General features: G+C 62.2%; 21 protein-coding genes and 1 pseudogene. 14 read left to right on the plus strand and 8 right to left on the minus strand.

All coding sequences use genetic code 11. The features are described from left to right. Positions 1 to 405: 405 nt before the first annotated feature. Positions 406 to 2,601 (plus strand): serine/threonine protein kinase, encoded by a 2,196-nt coding sequence (locus ACEN8U_RS03065; protein ID WP_310109763.1) that lies wholly within the window; start codon positions 406 to 408, stop codon positions 2,599 to 2,601. Positions 2,602 to 2,638: 37 nt separating this feature from the next. Here the strand turns inward: ACEN8U_RS03065 and ACEN8U_RS03070 are convergent, their stop codons facing one another. Together ACEN8U_RS03070 and ACEN8U_RS03075 are read right to left on the minus strand one after the other, a co-directional pair. Beyond that, complete coding sequence (locus ACEN8U_RS03070; protein WP_374725931.1) at positions 2,639 to 3,913, minus strand: formylglycine-generating enzyme family protein; 1,275 nt, start codon at positions 3,911 to 3,913, stop codon at positions 2,639 to 2,641. Then, positions 3,899 to 4,660, minus strand: a pseudogene (locus ACEN8U_RS03075) (caspase family protein); the annotation flags it as partial. The gene ACEN8U_RS03070 and the pseudogene ACEN8U_RS03075, both read right to left, overlap by 15 nt. 349 nt (positions 4,661 to 5,009) lie before the next feature. Here ACEN8U_RS03075 and ACEN8U_RS03080 point away from each other — a divergent pair. The 9 genes from ACEN8U_RS03080 (at position 5,010) to ACEN8U_RS03120 (ending at position 17,729) form a co-directional block, all read left to right on the plus strand. Beyond that, positions 5,010 to 5,513 carry a DUF4399 domain-containing protein gene (locus ACEN8U_RS03080; RefSeq protein WP_013591088.1) on the plus strand — a complete coding sequence of 168 codons (504 nt, stop codon included), beginning with the start codon at positions 5,010 to 5,012 and terminating at the stop codon, positions 5,511 to 5,513. A gap of 47 nt (positions 5,514 to 5,560) precedes the next feature. Then, a complete protein-coding gene (locus ACEN8U_RS03085; RefSeq protein ID WP_310109760.1) occupies positions 5,561 to 5,995 on the plus strand; it encodes a DUF4399 domain-containing protein in 435 nt (144 codons plus the stop codon). A 285-nt stretch (positions 5,996 to 6,280) separates the two neighbouring features. Next, positions 6,281 to 6,565, plus strand: coding sequence for a hypothetical protein (locus ACEN8U_RS03090; RefSeq protein ID WP_013591086.1), 285 nt, complete (start codon positions 6,281 to 6,283; stop codon positions 6,563 to 6,565). Between the two features lie 220 nt (positions 6,566 to 6,785). Further along, on the plus strand, positions 6,786 to 8,249 hold the full coding sequence (locus tag ACEN8U_RS03095; RefSeq protein ID WP_310109759.1) for an efflux transporter outer membrane subunit: 1,464 nt from the start codon (positions 6,786 to 6,788) through the stop codon (positions 8,247 to 8,249). A 272-nt stretch (positions 8,250 to 8,521) separates the two neighbouring features. Then, positions 8,522 to 11,131 carry an FHA domain-containing protein gene (locus ACEN8U_RS03100; RefSeq protein ID WP_310109757.1) on the plus strand — a complete coding sequence of 870 codons (2,610 nt, stop codon included), beginning with the start codon at positions 8,522 to 8,524 and terminating at the stop codon, positions 11,129 to 11,131. Further along, entirely contained in the window at positions 11,109 to 12,482 is a 1,374-nt protein-coding gene (locus ACEN8U_RS03105) for an HlyD family efflux transporter periplasmic adaptor subunit (RefSeq protein ID WP_041746561.1), read from the plus strand. Before ACEN8U_RS03100 ends, ACEN8U_RS03105 begins: the two co-directional genes overlap by 23 nt. A 37-nt stretch (positions 12,483 to 12,519) precedes the next feature. Continuing rightward, positions 12,520 to 13,272 carry a peptidylprolyl isomerase gene (locus ACEN8U_RS03110; protein ID WP_310109756.1) on the plus strand — a complete coding sequence of 251 codons (753 nt, stop codon included), beginning with the start codon at positions 12,520 to 12,522 and terminating at the stop codon, positions 13,270 to 13,272. A 42-nt stretch (positions 13,273 to 13,314) separates the two neighbouring features. Then, on the plus strand, positions 13,315 to 16,371 hold the full coding sequence (locus tag ACEN8U_RS03115; protein WP_310109755.1) for a peptidase domain-containing ABC transporter: 3,057 nt from the start codon (positions 13,315 to 13,317) through the stop codon (positions 16,369 to 16,371). Continuing rightward, positions 16,371 to 17,729 carry a sigma-54 interaction domain-containing protein gene (locus ACEN8U_RS03120; protein ID WP_310109753.1) on the plus strand — a complete coding sequence of 453 codons (1,359 nt, stop codon included), beginning with the start codon at positions 16,371 to 16,373 and terminating at the stop codon, positions 17,727 to 17,729. Before ACEN8U_RS03115 ends, ACEN8U_RS03120 begins: the two co-directional genes overlap by 1 nt. Positions 17,730 to 17,794: 65 nt before the next feature. On the opposite strand, the gene ACEN8U_RS03125 is transcribed toward ACEN8U_RS03120, so the two are convergent. After that, positions 17,795 to 18,565, minus strand: a complete 771-nt coding sequence (locus ACEN8U_RS03125) for a PP2C family protein-serine/threonine phosphatase (protein WP_310109752.1) — start codon at positions 18,563 to 18,565, stop codon at positions 17,795 to 17,797. 5 nt (positions 18,566 to 18,570) lie between these two features. Beyond that, the gene (locus tag ACEN8U_RS03130) at positions 18,571 to 18,858 is read right to left on the minus strand and encodes a hypothetical protein (protein WP_013342362.1); all 288 of its coding nucleotides are present in this window, start codon (positions 18,856 to 18,858) and stop codon (positions 18,571 to 18,573) included. A 463-nt stretch (positions 18,859 to 19,321) separates the two neighbouring features. Here ACEN8U_RS03130 and ACEN8U_RS03135 point away from each other — a divergent pair, with 463 nt between their 5' ends. Beyond that, the gene (locus ACEN8U_RS03135; RefSeq protein ID WP_310109750.1) at positions 19,322 to 19,813 is read left to right on the plus strand and encodes a lecithin retinol acyltransferase family protein; all 492 of its coding nucleotides are present in this window, start codon (positions 19,322 to 19,324) and stop codon (positions 19,811 to 19,813) included. A gap of 40 nt (positions 19,814 to 19,853) precedes the next feature. Continuing rightward, on the plus strand, positions 19,854 to 20,108 hold the full coding sequence (locus ACEN8U_RS03140; RefSeq protein ID WP_013591077.1) for a hypothetical protein: 255 nt from the start codon (positions 19,854 to 19,856) through the stop codon (positions 20,106 to 20,108). On the opposite strand, the gene ACEN8U_RS03145 is transcribed toward ACEN8U_RS03140, so the two are convergent. Continuing rightward, positions 20,084 to 20,983 (minus strand): LysR family transcriptional regulator, encoded by a 900-nt coding sequence (locus ACEN8U_RS03145; RefSeq protein ID WP_310109749.1) that lies wholly within the window; start codon positions 20,981 to 20,983, stop codon positions 20,084 to 20,086. The two genes, ACEN8U_RS03140 and ACEN8U_RS03145, sit on opposite strands and share 25 nt — an antisense overlap. Before the next feature lie 109 nt (positions 20,984 to 21,092). On the opposite strand from ACEN8U_RS03145, the gene bla reads away from it, so the two are divergent. Continuing rightward, a complete protein-coding gene (gene bla / locus ACEN8U_RS03150) occupies positions 21,093 to 22,040 on the plus strand; it encodes a class A beta-lactamase (protein ID WP_310109747.1) in 948 nt (315 codons plus the stop codon). A 39-nt stretch (positions 22,041 to 22,079) separates the two neighbouring features. Here bla and ACEN8U_RS03155 read toward each other — a convergent pair whose 3' ends face one another. From ACEN8U_RS03155 to ACEN8U_RS03165, 3 genes are all read right to left on the minus strand, one after another. Further along, positions 22,080 to 22,430, minus strand: a complete 351-nt coding sequence (locus ACEN8U_RS03155; protein ID WP_013591074.1) for a response regulator — start codon at positions 22,428 to 22,430, stop codon at positions 22,080 to 22,082. 5 nt (positions 22,431 to 22,435) lie between these two features. Further along, on the minus strand, positions 22,436 to 23,908 hold the full coding sequence (locus tag ACEN8U_RS03160; protein WP_310109746.1) for an ATPase domain-containing protein: 1,473 nt from the start codon (positions 23,906 to 23,908) through the stop codon (positions 22,436 to 22,438). Positions 23,909 to 24,383: 475 nt separating this feature from the next. Beyond that, positions 24,384 to 24,884, minus strand: coding sequence for a MarR family transcriptional regulator (locus ACEN8U_RS03165; protein WP_310109744.1), 501 nt, complete (start codon positions 24,882 to 24,884; stop codon positions 24,384 to 24,386). A gap of 65 nt (positions 24,885 to 24,949) precedes the next feature. Between ACEN8U_RS03165 and ACEN8U_RS03170 the strand changes: the two genes are divergently transcribed. Continuing rightward, a complete protein-coding gene (locus ACEN8U_RS03170; protein WP_310109743.1) occupies positions 24,950 to 25,996 on the plus strand; it encodes a phytoene/squalene synthase family protein in 1,047 nt (348 codons plus the stop codon). The last annotated feature ends 46 nt before the right edge of the window (positions 25,997 to 26,042 follow it).

A 26,042-nucleotide genomic window follows, 5' to 3' on the forward strand; every position in this document is an offset into this window, starting at 1 on the left:
TTCTGCGGTTGGGTTCGAGCAACTTGTCTGCTCGAGCGTCACTAATGCACGGCCTGTGCCAGATTTATTCAAGGTTCCTAATAAAGTTCGTGATGCCTTGACCCGCAAGGCTTTCGGCGCAGCGCACCGATTTTTTATCCGTTCGCTGAAGGCGAGCTGCTGGCGGCGAGTGGTGGCGTGCGCCCGACAACGCACCGCATTCTGTTGGATCGCGCGCGACAAGCGCGATAAGCGCGGCCAGTGTGACGCGCGCCGCGCGCGGGGCAATCCTGGTTTGCGAAAGCACAGGGCGGGAGCTAGTATCGAAGCGGCACATGTAACTGGTTACGACAGCTTTCCTATCGGCCGGAGAGCCCCTGTTCGCATGCGATCGGGGCGGACGGCAGCGGCGGCATTTCGCACAACATGGCAAGCCTTGCGCGTGTAATTCACGACTTCCAGAACGGCGAGCTGTCCCGCGAGGAGTTCGTCGCTCAACTCGACAGCACGCTGGTGACCGAAGGCCTCGGCCCCACGCAGCTGCTGGAGATGCTCGGCACCGCGCATCGCAAGGCGCCGCTGCCTGAGGACCTGTATATCGAAGTGAGGCGGCGTATCGAGCTGCTGCGGGTGTCGAATGTCGCAGCCGGCGGCGAGGAGACCGGTATCCAGACCACTGTGGAGATTCCCTCGGTGGTCCCGGCCGGCGCTGCGCGCACAGGTGCCTCCGCAAGTACTGCTAACGGAATCCACGCGGCGGGACACGATCAGATCAAGGGCATCGGCGATACGCTGAATAACCGCTTCGTTCTCGAAGAGTGCCTCGGTGTCGGCGGAATGGGGACGGTGTACAAGGCGCTGGATTTGCGCAAGCTCGAGGCGTCGGACAGAAAACCCTATCTTGCGATCAAGGTCCTGAACGTCCAGTTCCGCGGCAATCCGAATTCGCTCGTGGCGTTGCAGCGCGAAGCGCGCAAGGCGCAGGTGCTCGCGCACCGCAATATCATCACGGTGTACGACTTCGATCGCGACGGTCCTATCGTCTATCTGACGATGGAATACCTGTCCGGCAAGCCGCTCAGCCAGTTGTTGCGCACGCCGGGCTATCAGGGCATGCCGGTTCGTGCCGCGCTGCCCATTGTGCGCGGCATGTGCAGCGCGCTCGCGTACGCGCACGAACGCGGCTTCGTGCATTGCGACTTCAAACCCGCCAATGTCTTTCTCACGACGAATGCCGAGGTCAAGGTGATCGACTTCGGCATCGCCCGCGTGTTTCAGCGGCCGGAAGAAGAGAGCGATGCCACCGTGTTCGATCCTGGCAGCCTCGGCGCGTTGACGCCCGCCTACGCGAGCCCGGAGATGATCGAGCATCGCGAGCCCGACCCGCGCGACGATATCTATGCGCTTGGCTGCATCACGTATGAATTGCTCACCGGACATCACCCGTTTGATCGCCTGTCGGCTACGCAGGCGCGCAACGCCGAATTCAAGCCGCAGCGTCCGCCCAATCTCGATGCAAGGCAGTGGCGCGCGTTGCGCGCCGCGCTTTCCTTCGACCGGGCCACGCGCATGCCGAGCGTGACACGCTTCATCGCCGAGTTCGACAACGAGGCTCGCGCAGAGAAGTCGGGGACGCTGGCGAAGGCAGGGCTCGCCGGCGCTGCGGTGATTTGCGCCGCGGCTGTCGCGGTGTTTGCGTGGCGCTCGGGGCCGAGCCGTCACAGCGAAGCACAGGTGGCCGCCGGCGCGTCGCAAGGCGCGAGCGGTGAAGCCGCTTCATTGCCGGTGCAGGCGAGCGGAACAGTGGCTGCGGCGACGAGCGGGACAGAGGGCCCCGCGAGCGGGGCAGCGGACGCCGCGAGCGCGAATCTGCCTTCGGAAAACGCTCCGGCGGCCAATGCCTCCGCGGCATTCGTCGCGCCGCCGCCTCCTGCGCCGAAGCCCGCGCTGACACTCGCCGCGGTCACGCCGGTGCTCGCGCAAGTGCCATGCTCGGCGCTATCGGCCGCGACGCAGGATCACACGTTGAGCGTTCGCGGCTACCTGTCGCAACGCTATGGCGTTGCGCGGCTGAAGGATGGTTTGACGGCGCTGCCTGGCGTAGACGCGCTGAAGCTCGACGTCGCCCCGCTTGCCGACGACAAATGCGACACCGTGAAGGCGCTCGCGCCGTACTGGACGCAGAACTGGCAAGCGGGGCACGTTGCGGGCTTGCAGGTGCGTCCGCCGAGCGGCCAGTTGAGCGAGGGGAATCCACTGGTTGTCGATGTCAGCACGCCCGGCTACGACTCGTATGTGAACCTCGACTATTACCAGCTCGACGGCAATGTCGTTCATATGGTGCCGAGCCCGCGTGCGAAGGACAACCAGGCACCGCCGCACTACGCCGCGACGGTCGGCAGCGCGGGCGACTGGGTGATTTCCAAACCGTTCGGCTCGGAGATGGTCGTGCTGCTGATCACGCCCGCGCCGCTATTCGACAAGCCGCGTCCCGAAGCTGAACCGCGCGCCGACTATCTGCGTGCACTCGATACGCGGCTCGCGCAAATCGCGGCGAAATACGGCCGCGACAGAATCCTAGCCGATTTCGCGCCGATCACCACGAAGCCTCACGCGCCGTGACGTGCAGACGGCGCCTTGTCGAGCTTCGTTCAGCAGATCACTTCAGGTCTTTGACGACGCGGAAACCGTCTTGCGACTGGCGCACGCCCGCGCTGTATTTGAAGCGCGTCGCGCTCAGCATGTAGCCGCCGCCTTCGCGCCACGAGCCGCCGCGAATCACCCGCATGTCGCAACCCGGGCTGTCCCACGCGCGGCCGTCGGCGGGCGCGGACTGGTATGAGTTGTGCCAGCAGTCGGCGGTCCATTCCCAGACGCTGCCGTTCATGTCATAGAGGCCGTACGGGTTCGGTGCGAAAGAACCCACGGCTTCGGGGCCCTCCTTGTGCCACGGCTCGCCGCAGTCCTTGCAGTTCGCGTTGCCCTTGCGCATCTGGTCGCCCCACCAATAAGCGGTGCTGGTGCCGCCGCGCACCGCGTATTCCCATTCGGCTTCGGTGGGCAGACGGTACGGTTTTCCCGTGGTTTTGGTGAGCCATTTGACGTACTGCTGCGCGTCGTCCCAACTGAGATCACGTGCGGGAGCGGCCTTATTCGTGTTCGTTTCAGGTGTGAGCTTCGGGCATGCATTCGCAGCGACGCAGGCATTCCACTGCTCGACGGTCACCTCGTATTTGCCGATAGCGAACGGCGCGCTGATCGTCACGTGATGGACGGGCTTCTCCGACGGGTCGTCGCTGTTGCTGCCCATCGAAAACGACCCAGCGGGCAGCGCGATCATGACAGGACACGTCGCGCAGTCGCGGCTTTCTCCGGCTGACGGCGCATGCGCGACCGGTTTTTGCGCCGCTGCCGGCACCGGCGGCGCGGCAGGCGCAGCCGTGCTCGCGGCGGGCGGCGTCGCGGCGGCGCGCGGGCGCTCTTGCGTCGCGGAGGCAGCGGGCACAGCAGGCGCAGCGGGTGTCGCGGGCCGCGCGCTCTGCTGCGCAGGCTGAACCGGGGGCGCGGCGTGCTGCGCCGGCGCGGTCGGCGTGGGCGTATTGGATGCCGCCGCCCGCAGCCGATCGATTCGCGCATGCGCGAGCGTGGCGAAGCGCCCATTCGGATAGGCCTTCAAATACGCTTCGTAATCCGCGGGGTAGTTGCTGTCCTTGATCGAATCCCAGAAGGTGATTTCGTATTGCTCGCTGCTGTCCTTCGGCAAAATGCCTCGGCTGTGCAGTGCGGCGACCGTGTCGTCATTCGGGAGAGGCCCAGCGGTCGCGCTGCCTGCAGCCTGCGTGGCCGCCTCATAACCGGGCAACGATGACGCGATCCACGGTCTCTGTTCGCCGCCGGTTGCTTGTTCGACTTCCGCGGCAACGCTGGCCAGCATGGTCGCGAGAGGCTGCGTGGGTGTCTCGTCGAGGGCGCGCAGCAACGCATGTGTGTAGATGCCATGACGCCTGCCGTCCGCTGCGAAGCTGCCCGGCGCGGTTGCGTAGGCAACGAGCGTGTTGGGCGGAAGCGCCGACGCGCCCGCGACTTCGCCGGTGAAGGGATTGTCGAGGCATGCGTCGATAATCGCGATATTCAGCGCGCCGTTGCGTGACGCGTGCATGCTCTGCAAGACGTCGCTCAGTTCGACACCCTCGCGGACCAGCGCGGCGGGCGAGCGGAGGTCGAGACCGGCGGGAATCAGCAAGGTTTGTGCGCCGAGGCGCATGCCATGGCCGGCGAAATAGAACAGGCCGACATCGCCGGCACGCAGACGCTCGCCAAATCGGGCAAGCGCACGCCGCATTTGCAGTGGCGTTGCATTCACCAGCACGTCGACGTTGTAGCCGCGCGCACGCAAGCGGTCGCCCATGGCCTGTGCGTCACGCGGTGCGTTGCGCTCGATAGCGTCCGCGGAATCTGCACCGTTCGCTGAATGCAGACCATAGGCGCCATTGCCGATGACAAGCGCAATGGGCGACGCGCCGGCGTGCCGCAAGGCAAAGGGTGAGCGCGCTAAAAGCGCCGGCTCCGCCGCTGCCGCATTCGCCGCGCTTGTGCTCTCACGCGGCGCTGAGGCAAAAGCACTGCCGCAATCCAACAGAATGGCCCCGGCCATCCACACCAGCAGGAATATTCGCCACATCTTCGCATCCTGTTTGTTCCGGACAGAACATAGGCATTCGAGCACCGCGTCATCGCCGCTATGGGTTGCATCCACGCGCTTTCCAAGAGCCGCGTTGCAGCGTATCAACAACCATAGCACGCGCGTGGCGGGCCACAACCAACACTTTTACCGAGTGCGCTATACGGTTAACGAGCATGGCGTATCTTTTTGGCAAGTTACGTCCTAAGCTAATTCACAAAGCAACGCGGCACGGTCGTTTTAACTACGCGGCGGCCGCATCAAGCGCGCGCCCGCGACCGCAGCACCAACGCCTTCGCTGCCTTTACGCAGTCGAGGTGGTCACGACCGCTCTTCGGGAGAGTGCGCCATGCGAAGAACCAACGTCCCCGCTGTTCCCAACCCGAGTTCGATAGCCATGATGCGGCTGTGCGCCACGCGGGCAGTTTCGCGTGCGGTGCTCGCCGTGGCCATTGCTGGCGCCGCGCTGCCGCTCGCGGCTTTCGCGGAATCGACTGCGTCGCCGCCCGGTGCGGAGGAGTACATCATCTGGCCACCCGACGGCGCCGTGATTCACGGCGGCAAGTTGTGGGTGCGGATGGGTTTGCGCAACATGGGTGTGTGCCCGAAAGGCATCGTGTTTCCCAACACCGGGCATCATCATCTTCTGATCGATACGGATCTGCCCGCGCTCGACCAGGAAATTCCGTCGGACCGCAATCACCTGCATTTCGGCGCGGGCGAAACGGATGCGCGTATCGAGCTGCCGCCAGGCAAGCACACGCTGCAACTGATTCTGGGTGACCACAATCACGTGCCGCATACGCCGCCCGTGTACTCGAAAAAGATCACCATCACCGTGCAGAAAGACTAGCGCGTTCCGCGCGTTCATTGCGGCCTGCTCAGGACGGAGAGACCTTCATGTACAAGCTCATCGCAGTGGCGGCACTGGTCGTGTCGGCCATAGGGGGCGCGGCGGATTTCGCCGCGGCGGCCGGGGCGCCTTCGCCTCACGGCGCATATGCCTATATCGGCTATCCGAACGACGGCCAGGTGGTGCCCGCCAACAAGCCGTTTCGCGTGTGGTTCGGACTGCGTTATATGGGCGTGGCGCCGAAGGGCGTCAAGTATCCGAACACGGGGCATCATCATCTGCTGATCGATACCGACTTGCCGCCGCTGGACCAGGAGATACCCTCGGACCGCAATCACCTGCACTTCGGCGCAGGCGAAACCGAAACCACGATCCAGTTACCGCCGGGCAAGCATACGTTGCAGTTGCTGATGGGCGACGACATGCATGTCCCGCACAGCCCGCCCGTGTATTCGAAGAAGATCACGGTCATCGCGCGTTGACCGCGGCAATCGCGGCGCGCGCTGCGATTCAATGCATGTCACCCCGCAGCCAACCGTTTTGCGCCGGTTGTTGGCTGCGATCCATCACATTGAGTACGACGGGGCGCCGTCAGATCGGCGGTCAGCGGCGCCCGATCGCTCTCAAAGCCTTTATTCAAGGCACTTTCGCAGATTTCTTAGGACCGGGAAATAAAACTGGCACAGCCCATGCGTTAGTGATGCTCGAGCAGACAAGTTGCTCGAACCCAACCGAAACGCTGTGACCTTCCCTTCAGGAGATTTGCCATGAACACGCTGATGATCAAAGACCTGTCCATCACCGAACAACTCGACAGCAAGGCGATGAGCGCTGTGCGCGGCGGCACCGGCTTCCTGTATCCGTCGTCGTCGTATCTGAACTTCGCGCCGGTCTATGCGCCGAACAACAGCAAGAAGGTGGATGCGACGCAACTGATCAGCACGACGATGAACATTCAGAACGCGAACGGCAACAACGCCGCCTTCGTTGCCGGTGTCTCGACCACCATCGATCCGCATGTGACGTCGAGCAACAACATCTACGTGTCGTAAGCGGCATGGGCGGACGCAAAGGCCCGCCGGCCCGCGCGTCCGCCAGCCGATCCTCAAAAAGTCCGCACGTCCAATCGTTCTTTTCACGCGACACCTCTTCACCGCACATCTCCCCGGTCCATGTTCATGCACTGCTTCGATGGTGAAGCGGCGCGGGAGGTGCTTTACTGAAAGCGTGCGACTCGTGTCGCGCAGTGAAGTGGCGTCACCGGAGAAAATCGTGTCAGCGTTGCCTGATTCACAGATCGTTCAGCGCTTCTTCAATCACCCCACAACGGCGGCGTTGCGCGGGCTATGCGCTGCTACGCTATGCGCCGCCGCGCTGTGTGCCTGTGTCGATGTAAGCATGCCGGACTACAAGCGGCCCGACACACCGGCCAAAACATCATGGACCGGCCAGAACGGCGCCCCTGTCTCGGCGGCGGCCACGATCGAGCCGGAGTGGTGGAAGGGCTTTAACGATCCGACGCTCGACTCGCTGATTGCGAAGGCGATAGGCGGCAACTTCGACATCAAGGTGCTGGCCGCGCGTATCGACGTGGCGCGCACACAGATCGGCGAGGCCAAAGCGGGCGCCCTGCCGACGATGGATCTCGGAGGCGGCGCCGATTTCCAGAAAACCACGGGCCAGACGTTCTCCAAGCAATATAACGTGGCGACCCAGGTGAACTGGGACATCGACATATGGGGCAAAGTCGAAAAAGGCGTGCAGGCGCAGAAGGCCGAATTTCATGCGAGTGAAGCCGACTGGCGTGCCGGTTATCTGGAACTGGTGTCGAACGTATCGAGCACCTATTTTCAGATCCTTCAATTCGACGACCAGATCGACCAGCAGCAAAAAACCCTCGCTGCGAACCGGCAGATTCTGTCCATCTACGAAGGCCAGCGCCGCAGCGGCCTGATCCCGCAGACGCAGGTGCTGCGGCAACAGGCGGAAATCAATCGCCTGACGAATCAGTTGCTCGAATTGGGGCGCTCGCGCGATCTGGCCAATAACGCGCTGTGCACGCTGACGGGCGTACCCGCGGGCGAATTCCGCCTGCCTAAAGGTCATTTGCAGCAACGCGTTCAGTTGCCCGGCGTGCCCGACGGCTTGCCCGCCCAACTGCTTGCGCGGCGCCCCGACATCGTGGCCGCGGAGTTCCGTGTGCTCGAGGCGTATGACCTCGTCGGTCAGGCGAAGCTTGCGCAATTGCCTTCTATCAGTTTGACCGGGCACGGCGGCACCGCGAGCTTCGCGCTGACCGACTTGCTGAAGTCGTTCACCTTCGGCTTCATGCCGAGCATCAACATTCCACTACTCGACCCCGGTGTGCGTGCGCACGTGAAAGTGACGCAGGCGCAATCGGCAGTCGCGGAGCAGCAGTACCGCGCCACGGTAATGGGCGCATTCGAGGAAGTGGAAAACGCGCTGGTCAATCTGAATGCGCACAAGGCGCAGAGAGCTGAATTGCAGCAACAGGTGGATCGTCTGCAGATCGTGGCCGATCAGATTCAGTCGCAACTGCGGCTCGGTGTCGTGTCGCAACTCGAGGTATTCGAAACCGAACGCACGCTGCTCGATGCACAGCAGTCGCTGTTGGCCAATCATCAATTGATTTTGTCCGACACGGTGCTGCTATATAAGGCACTCGGCGGCGGCTGGCCGACTGTGGACGTGCAGGCACAGGTCAAAGAGAAGTAGTGCAGAAGGCCTGCACAAGTAAAGGAACATTGAGCTAATCCGCCATGCTGTGCACACGAGGTCGCTTGCGGATTTCGGGCCGCACGCCGGGCGGCTCTCAAACCGGCGACTGGCCGACGACTGGCAATTGACACTCGCGATGCGTGACTTACAATCTTTGAGGGGCCGCGTTTACGACGGCTCCTTAAAACAAGGTCTTTTCGCCGTCGTCCTTCGTGCTGAGTCCGTTGCGCTCCCGCCGCAGCGGGTAAACGATTAGTGATCCGGATAAAATGGCCGACGGCGAAACATCGATTGCTGAGACGCGTGCGACAGTCGAAACTGCTTTCGACGTGCTGCTCGCTCCCGTTGCGTCAGGGCAGCACCCGGCGCTGGACGCCATCCGCATTGTCGACAGTCTGTTCGCCATTGGCCGCAGCGAAGCGCCGTTCAACGATTACCCCGCCGAGCGCATCGCGCGTCTGTCGCGCCGTCATGCGCGCGTCTTTATTGAACATGGCGCGGTTTATGTCGCGGATCTCGGCAGCAAGAACGGCACCACCGTCAACGGCATCGCGGTACGGCAGACCCCGGCCCGCGTGCGTGCGGGCGACGAACTGTGCTTTGGCGGCGACCTGTGTTATCGCGTGAGCATCGAGCCGCGCGCTCGCATTGTCGCGGGCAGCAGCGCAACCTGCGCGCCGCGCCTGCTGCTCGTGCCGCAGCGAGACGATCTCGGGCTTCAGCCTGTTGAAGTACAGGCCTTTCCATTTCTGGTCAGCAAGGCCGACGAAGTCTTCTCGCGCTACAAGGACCGCTACCCGCATCAGGTCAACTACATTTCGCGCCGGCACGCGCACATCTATCTGAAGGGCGAGCAGCTTTACGTGGAAGACCTCGGCAGCACGAACGGCACATTCGTCGGGGGAAAGCGGCTTGACGAATCCGCGCTGCCGCTTGCAGATGGCGACGTCGTTGCATTTGGCGGAGACCACTTCGTCTACAGGGTGACGCTGCAAACACCGCCTGAGGTCGAACCGACCGTGACGCAACTGCTCCTCGATCCCGCCGCCGACCAGGCCGCCGACGCCGACAAGACGACGTTCGTCGGCGCGGCGAATTCGTTCCTCGACATTTTCTGCGTCGATCCGGCGCGGCAGCGCGAGGACGAAGTCAACGAGGCCGCGAACGCCGCGAGCCTACAGGCAAAACGCGGGCCGTCGGGCGGAGCAGCGGCGGCGGGCGCGGCCAAAGTCGCAAATGGCGGGCATGCCGCGACGAGCGCCGCTAACGGCTCGGGCGCTGGCCGCGTCGCCGGTGCAACGAGACGCAAGCCGCAACGCTGGCGGCTCGTGGCGAGCGAACTGGGCAAGGCATTTGCCGGCGACGACCACGCGAGCCTGCGGCGCATCGCGGCATGGGGCAGCGCCGGTGTCGTGCTCATCGCCGCCGTCGCGTTGACGCTTTACATGCGTGGCTCGTCCGAGCGCGAGCTAAAGAACCTGCTGGCGAGCGGCGACTATACAAGTGCGGTGCAGTCCGCGAAGGGCTATCTGGCGAGTCATCCCACGGACACGAGAGTCAGCGCGCTCGCGAGTGAAGCGCTGCTCAAGGCGAAGCTGCCGGGCTGGCTCAATGCGCTGCAGAAGGCTCAGTTCCAGGAGGCGGACGCGCTGCTTGCGGACATGAAGTCGTCGACCGCGAACAATGCTGATGCTGCGTCCCTGCTCGGAGAACTGCAGTGGGTGGGCGAACTGGAGCGCTTCGTCACCGGGCGCGGCGGCGTCGAGGCGCCTATTCGCATCTATCACGACGAACCCGCGATCGACGGTTTGCTGCAGCGCTGGGAGGACGACCCGAAAAGCCACCAGCGTGCGCTCGACAGAATCGCGTCATATGTGCCCGTATTTACGGAGCCTTACGCGCAAGCGATGAGTCATCTGCGCAAGCTGGAAAGCGACGATTCGGTTTACCTTGCCGCGATCGAGCGCCTGGATGGCACGATTCGCACCGAGCTCGCGCGTGACAAGCCCGCAGCGCTGCCATCCGTACTCGACGATTACGCGCAGCGTTATCCGCGGCTCGCCGGCCTTGACCGCGTGCGCGACGATCTGCGCCAATACAGTGCTGTGCTGGAAGCGGCGCTCGGCCGTCAGTTGAGCACGTTGCTCGCGCTCATGAAGACTGCGCGTTTCGGCACGCCGCCGTTTCAGGCGCAGTATGCGCAACTGGCGGCGACGCGTCTGCCTTCCGCCGACGTGGTCCAGCAGCACGACGCCGTAACGGCAGCATGGCAACGCGGTGACACGCAGCAGGCACTGGCCGGATTGCAGTCGATGCCTGCCGGCGCATGGTCCGATGTGCTCGCTGCCGAAGCGGCCCACAAGAAAGCGCTTCTCGATCAATACAACGACTTGCAGAAAACGCGCGGCGGCAAGGATTACGACCAGCGTCTGCTGTCCTTTTACGCGAGCCTCGATCCTGCAACGGACGTGTGGTTTGCACAATCCATCCAGAAAGACGTCGCCGCGCTGCACGATAAAGCGCTGGCGCGCGCGCAAGACCTGATGCTGCGCGCGCAAAGCCTGTGGAAGCAGTATCGCGCGAGCGGGCCGATTGGCGGCACGCAGCGCCTGGAGGCCGGTATTTCACCGGGTTTTCGCAATGAGGCGCGGCTCCTGTCCGATGCCCAGGCGGCGGCGCAGCAGGGTATGCGCATCTATTTGCAACTGAAAGCGGACCATCCCGCGGATTTCGACCGCCTGGTCGCGGATATCGAAGCAGAGACGACGTTGCAGCGCCGCTCGCTGACCGAGCTGCGGATGGTGCTGGATCCCTCGCTTCTCAAGGCGAAGCTGGCGTTGATTGGAGGCGAGCAGAGTGAAACGCGACAGTCACCCTAGGCCGCTGGCGGAAGCGCTGGAGGACCACAGCGTGGAAGGCATCGCGATACTCACCGCCGAGCCGGTGCGAATCGCGCGTGCGCTGATCTGGACCATGGTCGCGCTCGTCGTGGCCGGCTTGCTGTGGTCGTTCGTCGGGCGCGCCGATGTGATCGTCACCGCGCAGGGCACGCTGTCGCCGGAATCGGAAGTGCGCCGCATCTACGCGCCTATCGACGGCGAGCTGGCCGACCTCTATATCGCCGAAGGACAGCCCGTGTCGAAAGGCGACATACTCGCGCGATTGAATGCGCGCGGCGCGATAGAGGCCGCGAGCAATGCGTTGCAAGCGCAACTGAAACTCGAGGATGCCGAGCGCGACTGGAAGCAGTTCCCGCAGAAGAAAGCGCTGATGGAGCGAAAAGCCGCTGCATTGAAGGCCCAAATGGAAGTGGAAGCCCGTCTGCACGAAAACCGTGTTTCCGAAGGCACGACCAAGCTTGCCGAAGGGCAGAAGGCCGAACTCGACGAAGCACGCAGTGTGCTCGACAACGCGCGGCGTGTGCGCGAGGCCGCCCATCAGGAACTGGACCGCTATTCGCAGCTATTTGCGCAGCCCGGTGGCGGCGGCATTGCGCAATTGCAGGTGGAGCAGAAACGAACGGCGGCGCTGGAAGCGGACAACGCGTACCGCGTCGCGCAGTCGAAACTCGCGGAACTGGACTTCCGTTTGAGCCACGAGTATGCGAAAGCGAATGCGGAGCTGGAAACGAGCGGCCAGCAAACCACCGATCTGCAACTGCAATACGACGCCGCGGTGCGCGACATCACCGACGCGGAAGACAAAGTGCGGCTGCAACTGCAAAGCGCACGGCTCGTATCCGAAGCCGCCGCGCGAATCCGCTTCGAGAACATCGACAAGGACAATTTTCTGCTGATTCTCGCACCGGTTTCCGGTGTGATTACCGATGTCACGTCCACCCAGCGAGGCGACAAGATCCAGGCGAATTCACCACTGGGCGGCATTGCGCCTAAAGACGCCAAGCCGGTACTGAAGATCGAAATCGCCGAGCATGATCGCGCATTTTTGCATGAGGGACTGCCCGTCAAGCTCAAGTTCAACGCGTTTCCGTATCAGCGCTACGGCTTGATCAGCGGCACGCTCGCTTACATTTCTCCGGCCACCAAGCCCTCGCTGCTGGACAAGCAGCCCGTCTACGAGGGCCGCGTCACGCTGGAGAAGAACTACTACGAGATCGCCGGTACTCGCTATCCGTTGCGTTACGGCATGACTGCCAGCGCGGAAATCGTGGTGCGGGAGCGGCGGCTGATCGACCTTGGCCTCGATCCGTTCAGACAGGTGGCAGGTTGACTGTTCGGATTACCCATTAATCAAAGGAGCGGACAACATGACCGCGATAGTGCGAATTGACGATGAAGTCGTGGATGTGAGCGAGTTCATTCGTCTTCTGAAACTGACAGGGCAGTTCGAAAGCCTGATAGAGCAGATCGTGCGCGACAAGCTGACCGTGCATGCGGCGAAAAAGCAGGGCATTGTCGTCACCGCCGACGAAATCCAGGAGCGCGCCGATCAATTTCGCCGCGTGCGCGGACTGCATCGCGCGACCGATATGAACCAGTACCTCGACGTGCTCAACGTGAGCCTCGACGAATTCGAGGTCTTCATTACAGACGGCCTCTATCAGGAGAAGATGCTCGACGAGGTCGGCAACGACGCGGCGGTCAGAGACTACTTTGCGCTGAATTCACCGAAGTTCGATGCCATCGAGGTGAGTCACATCGTGCTGGACAGCGAGGGCAAGGCGAAGGAAATGATCTCGTATCTGCGCGACGATCCGGACAGTTTCGCCGACATGGCACGCGAACATTCCATTGCGGATACGCGCGAAGCGGGCGGTGTGATCGGCAAGGTGCTGCGCGGTTCGTTGAAGCCCGACATCGAGGCGAAGATTTTCAATGCCGCCGTGGGCGATCTGCTCGGGCCGTTCCCCTCGGCGGATCGCTCGTGTTTCGAGATCTTTGCGGTGACCGCCAAATATCCGGCTACGCTCGACGCCGACGTGGCCGCCGAAGTCCGGCGGCTACTGCGCGAAAGCTGGTTGATCGCGCGGGCGCAGGAGCACGTGATCGAAGCGCGCTGACCGGGCGCCACCATCAGAAGCAAAACCGAGGCACGCACGCTTATGGATGCACCCCAGACTGCGCCATCCGCCGCCGAATTTCTTGCTTCGGTGGAGATACTGTCGCCTTTCTCGCGCGACGAGATCGAGCGCCTGGCCGAGTATGCGCAAGCGCGTTTCTACTCGTTCGGTGAAACCGTGTGTTCCGCGGGCGAGACAGCCGATGGTCTATACATAGTCCGCTCGGGCTCGGTCCGCATCTTTGTCGAGGAGCATGGCAAGGAGACGAGCATGGGCGTGCGCAAGTCGGGCGAAATTTTCGCCGACATTGCCATGCTCCGCACGTATGTGCATGAAGCGTCGGTGCGGGCATCCGCGAAAACCGAGCTGCTGTTCATTCCGCGTGCCGCGATCGAGCCGGTGATCACGGGCAATCAGGCGGCGCTTGCCTTTGTCGCGAGCTATGTGGCGATCAATTCGGCCGGTGGATTTGTCGCGCAACTGTTCGATTTGCGCGGCAAACTGAACAAGGCGGAACTCGAAGAGTATGTGCGCAGTGTCGGCGTGAAGCGTGTTGCCGCGGGCAAGGAAATTCTCAGGCAGGACGCGCGCGACGACCGGCGCCTATACGTGGTGCGCCAGGGCGAGGTGCGGATCGTTCGACATGAGGAAGGGCGCGACTATACGCTCGCCACATTAGGCGAAGGCGAGATATTCGGCGAGAAGGCGTGTTTGATGCGGCAGGAGCAGATGGCTTCCGCGATTGCGGCTACCGATACGCGGCTTCTCGTCATTCCCGAGCGCACGGTGCATTTCATCCTCGAGCGCAATCCGAAACTGCGCGAAGTACTGGACGAGCGCATTCGTTACGGCGACCGCGAATTGCAGCGGCAAAAGCGGCTGGAGCAACGCCGCAAGTTGCCGCTCATGCTCGATCTGCAGAGCAAGCCCGAGTTCGGCGAAAAAGTCATCCGGCGCTTCCCGCTCGTCGAGCAGGCGGAAGAAATGGACTGCGGCGCCGCGTGTCTCGCGATGATCTGCCGTCATTACAGCATTCCCATGACGCTCGGCAAACTGCGCGAACTCGCCAATGTGACGACGCAGGGCGCGACGCTCGACAGTCTCGCGCGCGCGGGGGAATCGCTCGGCTTCACCGCGCGCGGCGTGCAGTGCACGTTCGATTCGCTGCGTGGGTTCGATTTGCCGTTTATCGTGCATTGGGAAGGCTATCACTACGTCGTGGTGTACGGCCTGTCCAGCGAGTACGTGTGGCTTGCCGATCCGGCACTCGGCTTTCGCAAGTTGACGGTCGAAGACTTCGAGCGCGGCTGGAGCGGCACCTGTCTGCTGCTTACTGGCGGACCGCATCTGGTGCACATGTCGGCGGCGCGTTCGCCATGGATACGTTTTGTCGGCTACCTCAAGCCCTACAGAAAGATTCTCGGGCATCTGTTTCTCGCGACATTCGTGATTCAGGTGCTGGGCGTGATTCCGCCGCTCATCATCCAGAACATTCTCGACGGCGTGATCGTTCACCAGAACGTGAGCCTCCTGCATCTGCTGATAGGCGGGCTCATTATTGCCAATGTGTTCTCGCAGCTAATGGCGTCGATACGCGCTTATCTGGCGAATTTCATGGTGCGCAACATGGACTTCGCGATGATGTCGCAGTTCTTCAAGCACACGTTGTCGCTGCCTTTCTCGTTCTTCGCCAAGCGCAAAACCGGCGACATCTTCGCGCGCTTTCAGGAGAACCAGACCATTCGCGCGTTTCTCACCGAATCCACCGTGACAACGGCATTGAATCTGCTCATGGTGTTTATTTACTTCACGATCATGTTTGTCTACAACGTGAAGATGACACTGGTATTGATCGGATTTGTCATTCCAATCATGGCGCTGACCGCGCTCGCCACGCCGAAGATCAAGAACTACGCGCGCGAGGTATTCACTGCGTCGACGGAATCGAAGTCCTTCCTCATGGAAGCGCTGGCAGGCGTGGAAACCGTCAAAGGCATGGGCATCGAGCGGCCCGTGCGTTTGCGCTGGGAAAAGAAGTACGCAAAAGCACTGGAAGTGCAGTACCGCGCACACGCGTTCAATATTCTCGTCGGGCTCGGCAGTCAGTTGCTCAATGCTGCGACCACGATTGCGATTCTGTGGGTCGGCGCCAATCTCGTCCTCGCGCGCGAGATGACGATTGGTCAGTTGATCGCCTTCAATGCATTCATGGGCAGCGTGCTCGGTCCACTCATGGGGCTTGTCGGGTTGTGGAGCATGCTGAACGACGCGGGCGTGGCAATGGAACGTCTCGGCGATGTGCTCGACATCGAGCCTGAACAGAAGCCTGAGGATCTGCCGTCACGTGTAATGCTTCCGGAACTGCAGGGCGAAATCAGCCTGAGCGGTGTCTACTTCCGTTACGGCGACAACGATTCCGCTTATGTGCTGGAAAACATCAGCTTCGACATCAAGCCCGGCGAACTGGTGGCGATTGTCGGGCGCAGCGGCTCGGGCAAGACGACGCTCGCGAAGCTGCTGGTCGGCTTTTATGCACCGAGCGAAGGGAAAATGTCGATCGACGGTTATGACCTCAGCGTGGTCGACAAAGCCTATTACCGCGCGCAGATCGGCTACGTGATGCAAAGCAATCTGCTGTTCTCCGGCACGATTGCCGAGAACATCGCCAGCGGCGACGACGCGCCGGACCGCCGACGTATAGAGGAAGTGGCAAAGATGGCCGACGCCCACGCGTTTATCAGCAAAATGCCGCTCGGTTATGAGCAGATTGTCGGCGAGCGCGGAATAGGTTTGTCCGGCGGCCAGATTCAACGGCTCTGCATTGCGCGGGCGCTGTATCACGATCCGCGTCTGCTGGTATTCGACGAAGCGACGTCCGCGTTGGATTCGCAATCGGAAAGCAACATCCTCGGCAATATGCACGACATATTGAAGGGGCGCACGGCGGTGATCATTGCGCACCGGCTGAGCACCATTATGCGGGCGGACAAGATTCTTGTGCTGTATGAAGGCGCGATTGTCGAACAGGGCCGTCACGAAGAACTGCTTCAGCGCGGTGGCATGTACTACCAACTGGTGCAGAAACAACTGAGTGCGTGATGATGAAGATACTCGACCAGATCGAAGACATCAGTCCGGCGATTTCCTATGCGGGTTTGATCGAGCGTATCGAAATTTTGCGCTCGACGCTGCGCTGGTCGTCGCGGCTGGAACGTACCGACATTGACAAACTGCTGAGGCAGGCCACCTCGCTGCGCGACGAAGTCATGCAGCTATCGCACAAGGAGCGCTTCGTGCAAGCCGCGGTGGCGGCGGAGCCGGAACAGCGCGCCGAACAGTCGCGCGGTGCGCGCAGACAGGCGCTGCTCGAGCGCAGCTTCATTTTCGAAGGGACGTTCGGCGACAATCCGCGCCTGCTCGAATCGCTTGAAATTGCGGAGAAGGCGGCGCCTACCGACTTGCCTGTGCTGATCGACGGGGAGAGCGGTACCGGCAAGGAACTCATGGCGAAGGTCATTCATGCGAACGGCTCGCGCTCGGACAAGCCGTTTATCTCCGTGAATTGCGGCGCGATTCCGGATAACCTGCTGGAGTCCGAACTATTCGGTCATCGAAAGGGTGCGTTTACGGGCGCGGCAAACGACCGCAAAGGCAAATTCGAAAGTGCGCATACGGGTACGATTTTTCTCGACGAAATCGGCGAGTTGCCGCTCGCGGGCCAGGTGAAACTGCTGCGCGTGCTGGAAGCGCACGAGATTCAACGCGTGGGTTCGGACGAAACCATTGCGGTGGATACGCGTATTGTCGCGGCTACGAATCGGAACCTGCGCAAGCTCAGCGAGGAGGGCAAGTTCCGCGAGGATCTTTTCTACCGGCTCAGTGTGATTCACGTCACGCTGCCGCCGCTGCGCGAGCGCCGCGACGAAATTCCGCTGCTGATTGCATGGTTCGGCGATGAAGCGGCCGGCACACTGAAGCGCAGGCCGGTGAGATTGACCCCGCGTTTACGGGACTTTCTGCTCAACTACGCGTACCCAGGCAACATTCGCGAGCTGCGCAATGTGATGTACCGCATTTCGTGCCTTGCGGGCGATATGGCGGACATCGACCACTTGCCGACCGACATGCGGCCCGCGGCGCCCGGCTCGGCGGCGGCCTTGCAAGGCCTTGCCAACGGCGCAGGCCAGCAGCCGATCAGCGTGGCGAATCTGATGTCGCTCAGCGATGCGAAGCGCGCCGCGAGCGACGATGCGGAGAAAGCCTTTCTCGAACGCGGGCTGCGGGAAGTGAACGGCACAGTGGCAGAGTTGGCGCGGCGTATCGACATGAACCGCTCGCATCTGCAAATGCTGCTGAAAAAACACGGGCTTCATTCGAAGGACTTTCGCAATCGCAACCTCGCCGCACCGAGCAGAAACGGCGCAGCAGAGCAGGACGAAGATGACAATGACGCATGACGGGGCCGCCTCCGTTTAAGGAGGAGGTGGCCCCATGTCTTTCATGGCACGGCATCGAACCCGAGTCATGGCGAGGGATTCAATAGCGTTTTGTCGGCGGCATAAGGATCTTCGGCGCGCACCACGACCGCCGTGATGTTGTCGCGGCCGCCGCGTTCGAGCGCGAGGCTGACCAGCTGGTCGGGCGCGTTGCCATGCGCGGCGGTACTCAGCACGGCTAACATGTCGTCTTCGCCGACTTCGTTGCTCAGGCCGTCGCTGCAAAGCAGGAACATGTCGCCGTCCACGACTTCGATCGCATCGTCGTCGAGTTCGAGCAGGTCCGTCGCGCCGACAGCGCGCGTAATCATGTGTTGAGCCGGATGATGGCGCGCTTCTTCGTCGGTCAGGACACCGAGCGATTTGAGCGCTTCCACCTGACTGTGGTCGCGCGTGAGTTGACGCAATTGTCCGTCGCGAACCAGATAGAGGCGGCTGTCGCCGGCCCACACATAGCCGCAAAAACGGTCGCACGCGAGAAGCACGACGACCGTGCTGCCAATGCGCTGCACCTGGCGGCGTGCCGCCTCTTCTCTCAACTGACGATTGGCTACCTGCAAATGGGCGCGTGCGTCCGCGATAAACGCTTTCATGCTGACAGGCGGGGCGAGCCGCTTGAGGGCGTCGATAACGAGCCGGCTCGCGAGGTCGCCGACCGCGTGGCCGCCCATCCCGTCCGCGACGGCCCAGCGTCCGAGCGCGGCCTCGTCGAGGCACGCGTCCTCATTGATTTCGCGCACGCATCCCGCGTCGGAGCGCGACGACGACGTCCATCGAAATTGGCTCGCGCAAATCACAACGGCTACACCATATCGTTTCGGCTGCGTGCGTCAGGGGAGACACTGATGTTCGAGTTTGCGCCGGTGTTGCGCACGTCGACCGACTGGAACTGGTTGATCATCTGGTTAGCATAGAAGTTGTTCGAGACCTCGTACAGGTTCACGACCGGCCCAATGCTCGGCGTTTCCCGCACATAAGGTTGAATCCAGCCATACACCCAGGGCGCTCCGCCGCCGCCGCGAATTGCCGCCATGGCTTTGCGGTCGAGCGCGAGGTTGAGCGAAAGGTCGTTCACGGAAATGGAAGCCATGTCGTTCTCCGGTTGACCGCGTGCGCAACGCGCGCGGCTTGAAGGAATCTGGACGGTGATGGTGCAAGTGCTATGCCAATTCGCACGCGACATCACGCGTTTTGCCGCAATGCATTGCCTGGCGTGGTCATGCGGACTACGTCGACGCTGCGCGCCGGTCTGCGTGCGAGTCGATAGGTCGGGCGCCGGCCAACATGCGCACACCGCAACCGGTGCGACGCCCAACACTTTTTGGTCGCCAGGAGTCCTCCGGAAAGCGGCCCCGAAACGCCGCTTATCCTCGCGGAGAAAGAGCGCCTGACGCCAACACATGGGCGCGATTTCTGTCGGTTCATGGCCCACACTCGCGTTGCTCAAAGTCGCCGCCGTTCTCCGAAGGCCCCATAAACAAAGGCTTTCCGGCACATGGCCCGGATGATGCAAAAGACCTCGCAACAGTGTTGGAAACAAAACGAGGCCAGCCATGAACACGAACTCTCTTCAGACGAGCAGCGAAGTCAGCGGTGAATCGTCATCCACCATCGACTTGCCGATCGGCTCGCACCTCGTCTCCACGCGTTCCGGCTACGAACATCACGGCATCTATGTGGGCAATGGCCGTGTCGTGCATTACGCAGGCTTTGCGGGCTCCGTCCATCGCGGCCCGGTTGAAGAAGTCGAAATCGACCGCTTCGCCGCCGGCCACCCGCTGTCGATCCGCGCGACGCCCTGCGCGCGCTACATCGGCGAAGAAGCGGTGCGCCGCGCGCGTTCACGCCTCGGCGAAAACCGTTACCGCCTGTTGACCAACAACTGCGAACACTTCTGCGCGTGGGTGCTGCTCGGCGAAAGCCGCAGCGAACAGGTGCATTGCAGCCTGCGTCATCCACGCACCGGCATGCACGTGCTGGTGTGCCTCGTGAAGGCATTCGTGGAAAACGGCGCGAAGGGCCGCCTTGCCGCGCACGCTGCGTGAGTCAGTGAATGAAATCAGTGAGGGAATGAAGGAGAACATCATGGCTGCCGCTGAAAAGACTTTGCACTGGGCCGTCGACAAATGGCTTGCGCCCACTCCGTCGATGCCCGCACGCGTGGTCGAGTTTTGCCACCGCGCGTCACTGCATCAGCGCTTCGTGCGTGTCGAGGCACCGCGTCCGGGCGGCCTGCTGTCCATTTTTTTCTTCCGTCACGACGACGGCTCCTGGAACGTGTTTCCGCCGCAAGCGGACCGCCCCGCAATGAACGGCTATCGTCGCACCGGTCTGTGCTGATCCGGCAGGTCAAGAGCCGCTTCCTTGATGAGCCACTGACTGAACAGCATCATCGCGGGCGACATGGGCTTGCCTTTCAGCCATGTCAGCCAGTAGCTGCCCGCATGTACTTCGACATCGAATGGACGCACGAGACGGCCGGTATTGATCTCGTGATCGAACATCAACACGGGCGCGAGCGCGATGCCCGCACCCTGCATCGCCGCTTCCACCATCAGTCGCGACGAATCGAACACGGGCCCGCGGATAGGTCGCGGCGCAATGCCGGCCGCGGCGAACCAGTTGCTCCAGTCATCCGCGCGATATGAACGCAACAGCGTTTCGTCGGCGAGATCCGCCGGCTTCGACAATCGCTCAGCAATTTCAGGCGTGCAAAGCAGCGCGAGCGGCGCGTCGAGCAGGCGCGTGGCGAGCGAGCCGGGCCACGTGCCGTCGCCGAAACGGATAGCGAAGTCGAGGCCTTCGGTCGCGAGGTCCACGAGGTTGTTGTTCGTCAGCAGCTGCAGTTCGACAAAGGGATGCGCCTCGCGAAACGATTTGAGCCGCGGCATGAGCCAGCCGACCGCGAACGTGCCCACCACGCCGACCGTCAGCACTTCGTGAAAGTGGCCGCCGTCGAATTGTTTGAGCACCGCTTCGATGCGGTCGAACGCATCCGTCAGCACAGGGCGCAATGCAAGGCCTTCGTCGGTCATGGCAAGGCCGCGCGGCAGGCGCTTGAAGAGCGCGGTGCCGAGCCGCTCCTCGAGCGATCTGACCTGCTGGCTGACGGCGGCCTGCGTGACATTCAGCTCGAGCGCGGCGCGAGTGAAACTGAGGTGCCGAGCCGACGACTCGAAAGCGCGCAACGCATTAAGCGGAAGATAAGGTCTCATGGGATCTCATGGCCGAGGCATAAGTTTTTCTTGTGAGCGCATTAACTTATCATCGTTTGTCAGTCAGAGCCGAAAAACCGATAGTTGCGGCTTCACACAAGGAGCGGCAATGATCACGAGAAGAAAATTCGCGGGTGCGATGCTGGGTGTTTCGATAGCGGGTGTTGCGCTCGGTAACAGCGGTGCTTGGGCAAAGAATGCTAAGCCGGCCGCAGGGACAGACGCGGCAAGGCAGCGGCAAGCGTTCGCCAGCACGGATGCAATTCGCGCGCGGCTCGAGGACATCCAGGCGCAAAGCGGCGGGCGGCTCGGCGTGTCGATCGTCGATACGACTTCGGGTCTGCATGCCGGCTTGCGTGCGGACGAGCGCTTTCCAATGTGCAGTACGTTCAAGCTGCTCGCCGCGGGCGCGATTCTCGCGCGTGTCGACCGCGGCGAAGAAGACTTGCAGCGGCGCATCGTCTACTCAAAAAGCGAACTGGTGCCGTATTCGCCCGCGACGTCGAAGCATACGCGCGAGCTCACCGGCAACGGGGGCATGAGCATCGCGCAGTTGTGCAAGGCGGCGATCACGCTCAGCGACAACACGGCTGCAAATCTGTTGCTGCAGACTTTCGGCGGTCCTGCCGGGCTGACTGCATTTGCGCGCAGCCTCGGCGACGGCATCACGCGTCTGGACCGCAACGAGCCCACGCTGAACGAGGCGACCCCGGGCGATCTGCGGGACACCACCACGCCGAATGCCATGCTCGGCAATCTGCGCGAACTCGTGCTCGGCGAGCGTTTGAGTTCCGCGTCGCGAGCGCAGTTGCTTGCGTGGCTCGCGGCCAATGAAACCGGCGGCGCGCGAATTCGCGCAGAGCTGCCGAAAGACTGGGGCGTGGGGGACAAGACCGGTACGGGCGATCATGGCACCGCGAACGACGTCGCCATTCTCTGGCCACCGGGCCGCGGACCGATACTCGTGGCGGTTTATCTGACTGAGACGACAGGCGACGCCGCGCGCGGCAATGCGGCGATTGCAAACGTCGGCGCGCTGGTGGTCGAGTCTGTTTGACGTCGGCGAGACGGTGTTGAAGCGGTGTCGTGCGGGCCGCTAAACCGACATTCGTTGAAGCAAGGCGAGCAGCGCGTCGAACGCAATCGGCTTGCGTGCATATTCGATAGACGGATTGGGCTGCACAGGAATGTCGGCGGCCGCGCTGCACAAAATGATCGGAATGTCGCGCAGTTCAGCGTCGGCATAAAGCGCCGCGCACAATTGAAGGCCCGACATGACCGGCATCATGCAGTCCGACACGATAATGTCGGGCCGCGTCCTGCGTATCTGCTCGAGTGCAACGGCGCCGTTGGACGCCGTCAGCACCGTATAGCCGTGACGTTCCAGCAGCAGCCGCCACACCGTGAGGATGTCGAACTCGTCATCCACAACCAGAATGGTTTTCATGAGCGCTACGCCGGTCGCCGCGGCTGCAAGGTCGCGGACAGGCCTGACGCCGAGGAAACCGTGGTGCTGAGCGGGCTTTCGACAATTTCGAGCCCTTGCGACGAAATCACCAGTTCATGCGTGGACGGGTCATGCGCGCCTTCGCGCTGTTTGACGATGGAAATGGCGCGACGCAGACCCGCGTCCGTTTCCGTATAACGCAACAGCACGAGATTTTCCGTGAGGGCCGACACACGCGTGCTTCGCGAATGGCCGTAGTCCGGGTAGAGCGGGACTTCCTCCGTGACGAGCGTCGTCATGCCGGCCTCGCGCAACTGATGCAGCAAGGCGTTCAGAAACAGCCCGAAGCGCTCGACCCGCAGCGCGGAATCGCGAAAGCCTTCCACGCCGTCGATCACCATGCGCGTTGCGCCCATCTGCCTGGCGGTGGCGAGTGCGTTCGCGGCGATTTCGTCGACGGGGAGTTCGACGGCGGGCTGCCATTGAATCGCAAGCCGGCCATCCCGATGCGCTTCGTCAAGCCGAATGGAGACCGCCTCCGCTTTGCCGATCAGCCTTTGCGGTCCCTCGTAAAAGCCGAGATACAGGCAACGTTCGCCGTGCTGCACGCCGGCTGCAAGAAACTGCAGGCAAAGCATGGTCTTGCCGACACCCGAAGGTCCGATCAAGGTCGTGGTCGAGCCTTGCGACAGGCCGCCGCCGAACATGATGTCGAGATGCGGCAAACCGAAACTCACCCGCGTTTTCAGATCGACCGGCCCACCCGGCGCGGCGTGCTGCGCTTCGAGGCGCGGGAACATCAGCAGCCCGCTTTCGGCGATGCGAAAGTAGTGCTTGCCCATCAGGTGGTTGCGCGCGCGCATCTTGTGCACTTCGATTTCGCGCGCGCGGCGCATACCGTCGCTGTAGCGGTTCAGCTCGATGAGCCCGTCGACGAGCGTGTGTTCCGGATGAGGCTCGTTGCCCGACAGCGGCGCGAGCAGCAACGTCGTGCAGTCCATTGCGGCGACGAGGGCGTTCAGTTCATGAATGAACTTGGACAGCGACAGCTCCGTCTCGCTGAATTCCCGTGCGCTACGAAAGCCGTCGATAATCATCAGGCTCGGCCGGTAATCGTAGATGCTCGACGCAATCAGTTTCAGAAAGCCGTCCAGGCCGTCCTGCATCAGCTCGTGATAGCCCGACACAAAAAGCATCTGCTGGGCCACGGCGTTTTCGTCGAAGAAAGTGAGGCGCTTCAGGTGTGCAAGCAGCTTGTCATGCGATTCGGCGATGAGGGTCATGTACAACACCTTCTCGCCGCGACTGACGCGATGAAAGCCGATCTGACTCGACAGAATCGTCTTGCCGGCGCCGGCCATGCCCTCGAGAAGATACACGCCGCCGCGCACAAGACCGCCGCCGAGAATCTCGTCGAGGCCGGGCACGCCCGTTTCAACGTTAGCGCGAAGAGAGGTCGGCGATTCGTGATTGGTCATTATGATGTGCGGTTGAACTGCGACTAGCGGCCGGATCCACGCATCGACGCGTGCCTAGCCCAACTCAGCGAGCAAAGTGCGTTCCCGATTGTCGACGCGATCAGTCGAAGAGTGTCGCCCACTGAGCATTGAATTCCCGCGATTCTACTTGTCCTGGGAGCTCTGCGCCACGGGCATTCGCAAGCGGTCAATGCGGGATCACGACGCAAGATGAAAGCGCCGCGTTGCATCCCGGACGCTGCGCCAACGCGCAGCCCGCGCGGAATTGAAAAGTTGTATTCACAAGCGCCCGAAAATACAAAACAGGTACGCGCGACGCTGGTTAACGCCGCACCGCAGTGAGGTGCTTGTCAGGAAATGCCTACCCGAGCGAGATCGAGGCCCACGCTTCAAGGTCACCTCAAGCGCGCAGGCCGGGTAAGCGCCGGCGAGGGTAGATAGCGATCCTGATTAAAATGCCGGCGGTGCGTTGGCCCTATCCGCGCAGGTTACGCACGAACGTTTCCAGATGACGCTGCACCGTGCCGGCTGATTCCAGTTCGATGCCGTCGAGCATCTGCTTTTCGATTGCTTTTACTGCCTGTTCGCATTGGCGCAACACGGCGCGGCCCTCGTCAGTCAACTGGAGAAGAACGATGCGGCCATGCGTGGGGTCCGGCTCGCGGCTGACCCAGTTGCGGCTCGCCATTGCGTTCATCACTTCATTGGCTGATTGCGGCGTAATGAACGAGCGCTCGGCAAGCTGCGCATTGGACGCCTGCCCCTTGGCCTCGAGCACGGATAACGCAGTGAACTGGGCGAGCGTCAAGCCGAGCGGCGCGAGCGCCTCGCTCATCCGGCGCCGCAAGATGCGGTCGAGGCTGCCGATGACATAGGTGAGCCGCAGACTGGGCCGGCGAGCGCGCGTGGCAGTGGCTTCGAGAGTCGAGTTCTGGTTTTTGGTCATGGTGGGCATGAGATTCAGGCTATCCGGCATCTTAGCGCGGCTTGCCGTATACAATTCGGCACCGCCTGAATTTTGCCAATACTGACATCGCAACCATGCCGACTCCGACCCGGGCCTTTCTTCTCGGCCCGCTCCTGAAAGGCGTATCACGCTCGTTCTACCTCACGCTGCGCGTATTGCCGGCAGGCATGCGCGATCCGATCGGCCTTGCGTATCTGCTCGCGCGGGCCGCGGATACCATCGCGGATACCTCGCTGATTGCGCCCGGGCAGCGCCTCCAGTTGCTGCTCTCGTTACGCGATCAGGTCAACGGCGTCGCGAGCGACGGCGCGCTGTTCCAGCGCATGGCCGCGGAAGTGGCGGGCCAGCAGAGCCAGTCGGACGAGAAGGTATTGCTCGAATCGCTCGGCCCGGCGCTGCAAGTGCTCGCGCAATTGAGCGAGTCCGACCGCAAGGCCGTGCGCGAGATCGTCTCGACGTTGACCGAAGGCATGGAATTCGACTTGCGCACATTTCCCGACGAACGCTCTGGGCGAATTGCCGCGCTGCGCGAGTATGGCGAGCTGGATCGCTATACGTATCTGGTGGCCGGTTGCGTCGGCGAATTCTGGACTGCGATGACCTACGCGCACATGCCCGGCACGCTGAAGGAGCGCCCTGACATCATGGCAGCGCGCGGCGTGCGCTTCGGCAAGGCGCTGCAAATGACCAATGTGTTGCGCGATTGCGGCAGGGATCTGCGAATTGGCCGCTGTTATCTCCCGCAAAGCATGCTGGAGCAGCACGGCCTGAGTCCGCAAGACCTCTTGCTGCCGGCCAATTCCTTGCGCGCGCGTCCGCTGATGATCGAGCTGTTGCGCAACACGCTCGATCATTTCCGCGAAGCGCTCGATTACACGCTCGCAATTCCGGCATTGTCCGTGCGGCTGCGGCTGGCGTGCTTGTGGCCCATCCTGATCGGCCTCGAAACGCTGCTGCTGCTCGTGGACAACGCTGCGTGGCTCGATCCGCAGCGGGTTTCGAAAGTGTCGCGCAACAAGGTGTATCGGATCATTGCGTCGTCGCTGCTCGTCGTGCCGTCGAATGCGCGGGTGCGCCAGGCGATAGAGCAGCGTATCCGCGACATCGAAGCGAGGTTCTGACCGGCCCCGTATGTGGGCGAACGTACGGATTAAAAGCATGCTGGAC

Origin of the sequence: Paraburkholderia phenoliruptrix (genome assembly GCF_047325075.1) — a bacterium.
Taxonomy (GTDB): Bacteria; Pseudomonadota; Gammaproteobacteria; order Burkholderiales; family Burkholderiaceae; genus Paraburkholderia; species Paraburkholderia phenoliruptrix.

Coding starts and splice junctions, on each gene's coding strand:
- ACEN8U_RS03065 (WP_310109763.1), top strand. CDS start 406: ATGGCAAGCCTTGCGCGTGTAATTCACGACTTCCAGAACGGCGAGCTG.
- ACEN8U_RS03070 (WP_374725931.1), bottom strand. CDS start 3,913: ATGCTGGCCAGCGTTGCCGCGGAAGTCGAACAAGCAACCGGCGGCGAA.
- ACEN8U_RS03080 (WP_013591088.1), top strand. CDS start 5,010: ATGCGAAGAACCAACGTCCCCGCTGTTCCCAACCCGAGTTCGATAGCC.
- ACEN8U_RS03085 (WP_310109760.1), top strand. CDS start 5,561: ATGTACAAGCTCATCGCAGTGGCGGCACTGGTCGTGTCGGCCATAGGG.
- ACEN8U_RS03090 (WP_013591086.1), top strand. CDS start 6,281: ATGAACACGCTGATGATCAAAGACCTGTCCATCACCGAACAACTCGAC.
- ACEN8U_RS03100 (WP_310109757.1), top strand. CDS start 8,522: ATGGCCGACGGCGAAACATCGATTGCTGAGACGCGTGCGACAGTCGAA.
- ACEN8U_RS03110 (WP_310109756.1), top strand. CDS start 12,520: ATGACCGCGATAGTGCGAATTGACGATGAAGTCGTGGATGTGAGCGAG.
- ACEN8U_RS03115 (WP_310109755.1), top strand. CDS start 13,315: ATGGATGCACCCCAGACTGCGCCATCCGCCGCCGAATTTCTTGCTTCG.
- ACEN8U_RS03120 (WP_310109753.1), top strand. CDS start 16,371: ATGATGAAGATACTCGACCAGATCGAAGACATCAGTCCGGCGATTTCC.
- ACEN8U_RS03130 (WP_013342362.1), bottom strand. CDS start 18,858: ATGGCTTCCATTTCCGTGAACGACCTTTCGCTCAACCTCGCGCTCGAC.
- ACEN8U_RS03135 (WP_310109750.1), top strand. CDS start 19,322: ATGAACACGAACTCTCTTCAGACGAGCAGCGAAGTCAGCGGTGAATCG.
- ACEN8U_RS03140 (WP_013591077.1), top strand. CDS start 19,854: ATGGCTGCCGCTGAAAAGACTTTGCACTGGGCCGTCGACAAATGGCTT.
- ACEN8U_RS03145 (WP_310109749.1), bottom strand. CDS start 20,983: ATGAGACCTTATCTTCCGCTTAATGCGTTGCGCGCTTTCGAGTCGTCG.
- bla (WP_310109747.1), top strand. CDS start 21,093: ATGATCACGAGAAGAAAATTCGCGGGTGCGATGCTGGGTGTTTCGATA.
- ACEN8U_RS03155 (WP_013591074.1), bottom strand. CDS start 22,430: ATGAAAACCATTCTGGTTGTGGATGACGAGTTCGACATCCTCACGGTG.
- ACEN8U_RS03160 (WP_310109746.1), bottom strand. CDS start 23,908: ATGACCAATCACGAATCGCCGACCTCTCTTCGCGCTAACGTTGAAACG.
- ACEN8U_RS03165 (WP_310109744.1), bottom strand. CDS start 24,884: ATGCCGGATAGCCTGAATCTCATGCCCACCATGACCAAAAACCAGAAC.
- ACEN8U_RS03170 (WP_310109743.1), top strand. CDS start 24,950: ATGCCGACTCCGACCCGGGCCTTTCTTCTCGGCCCGCTCCTGAAAGGC.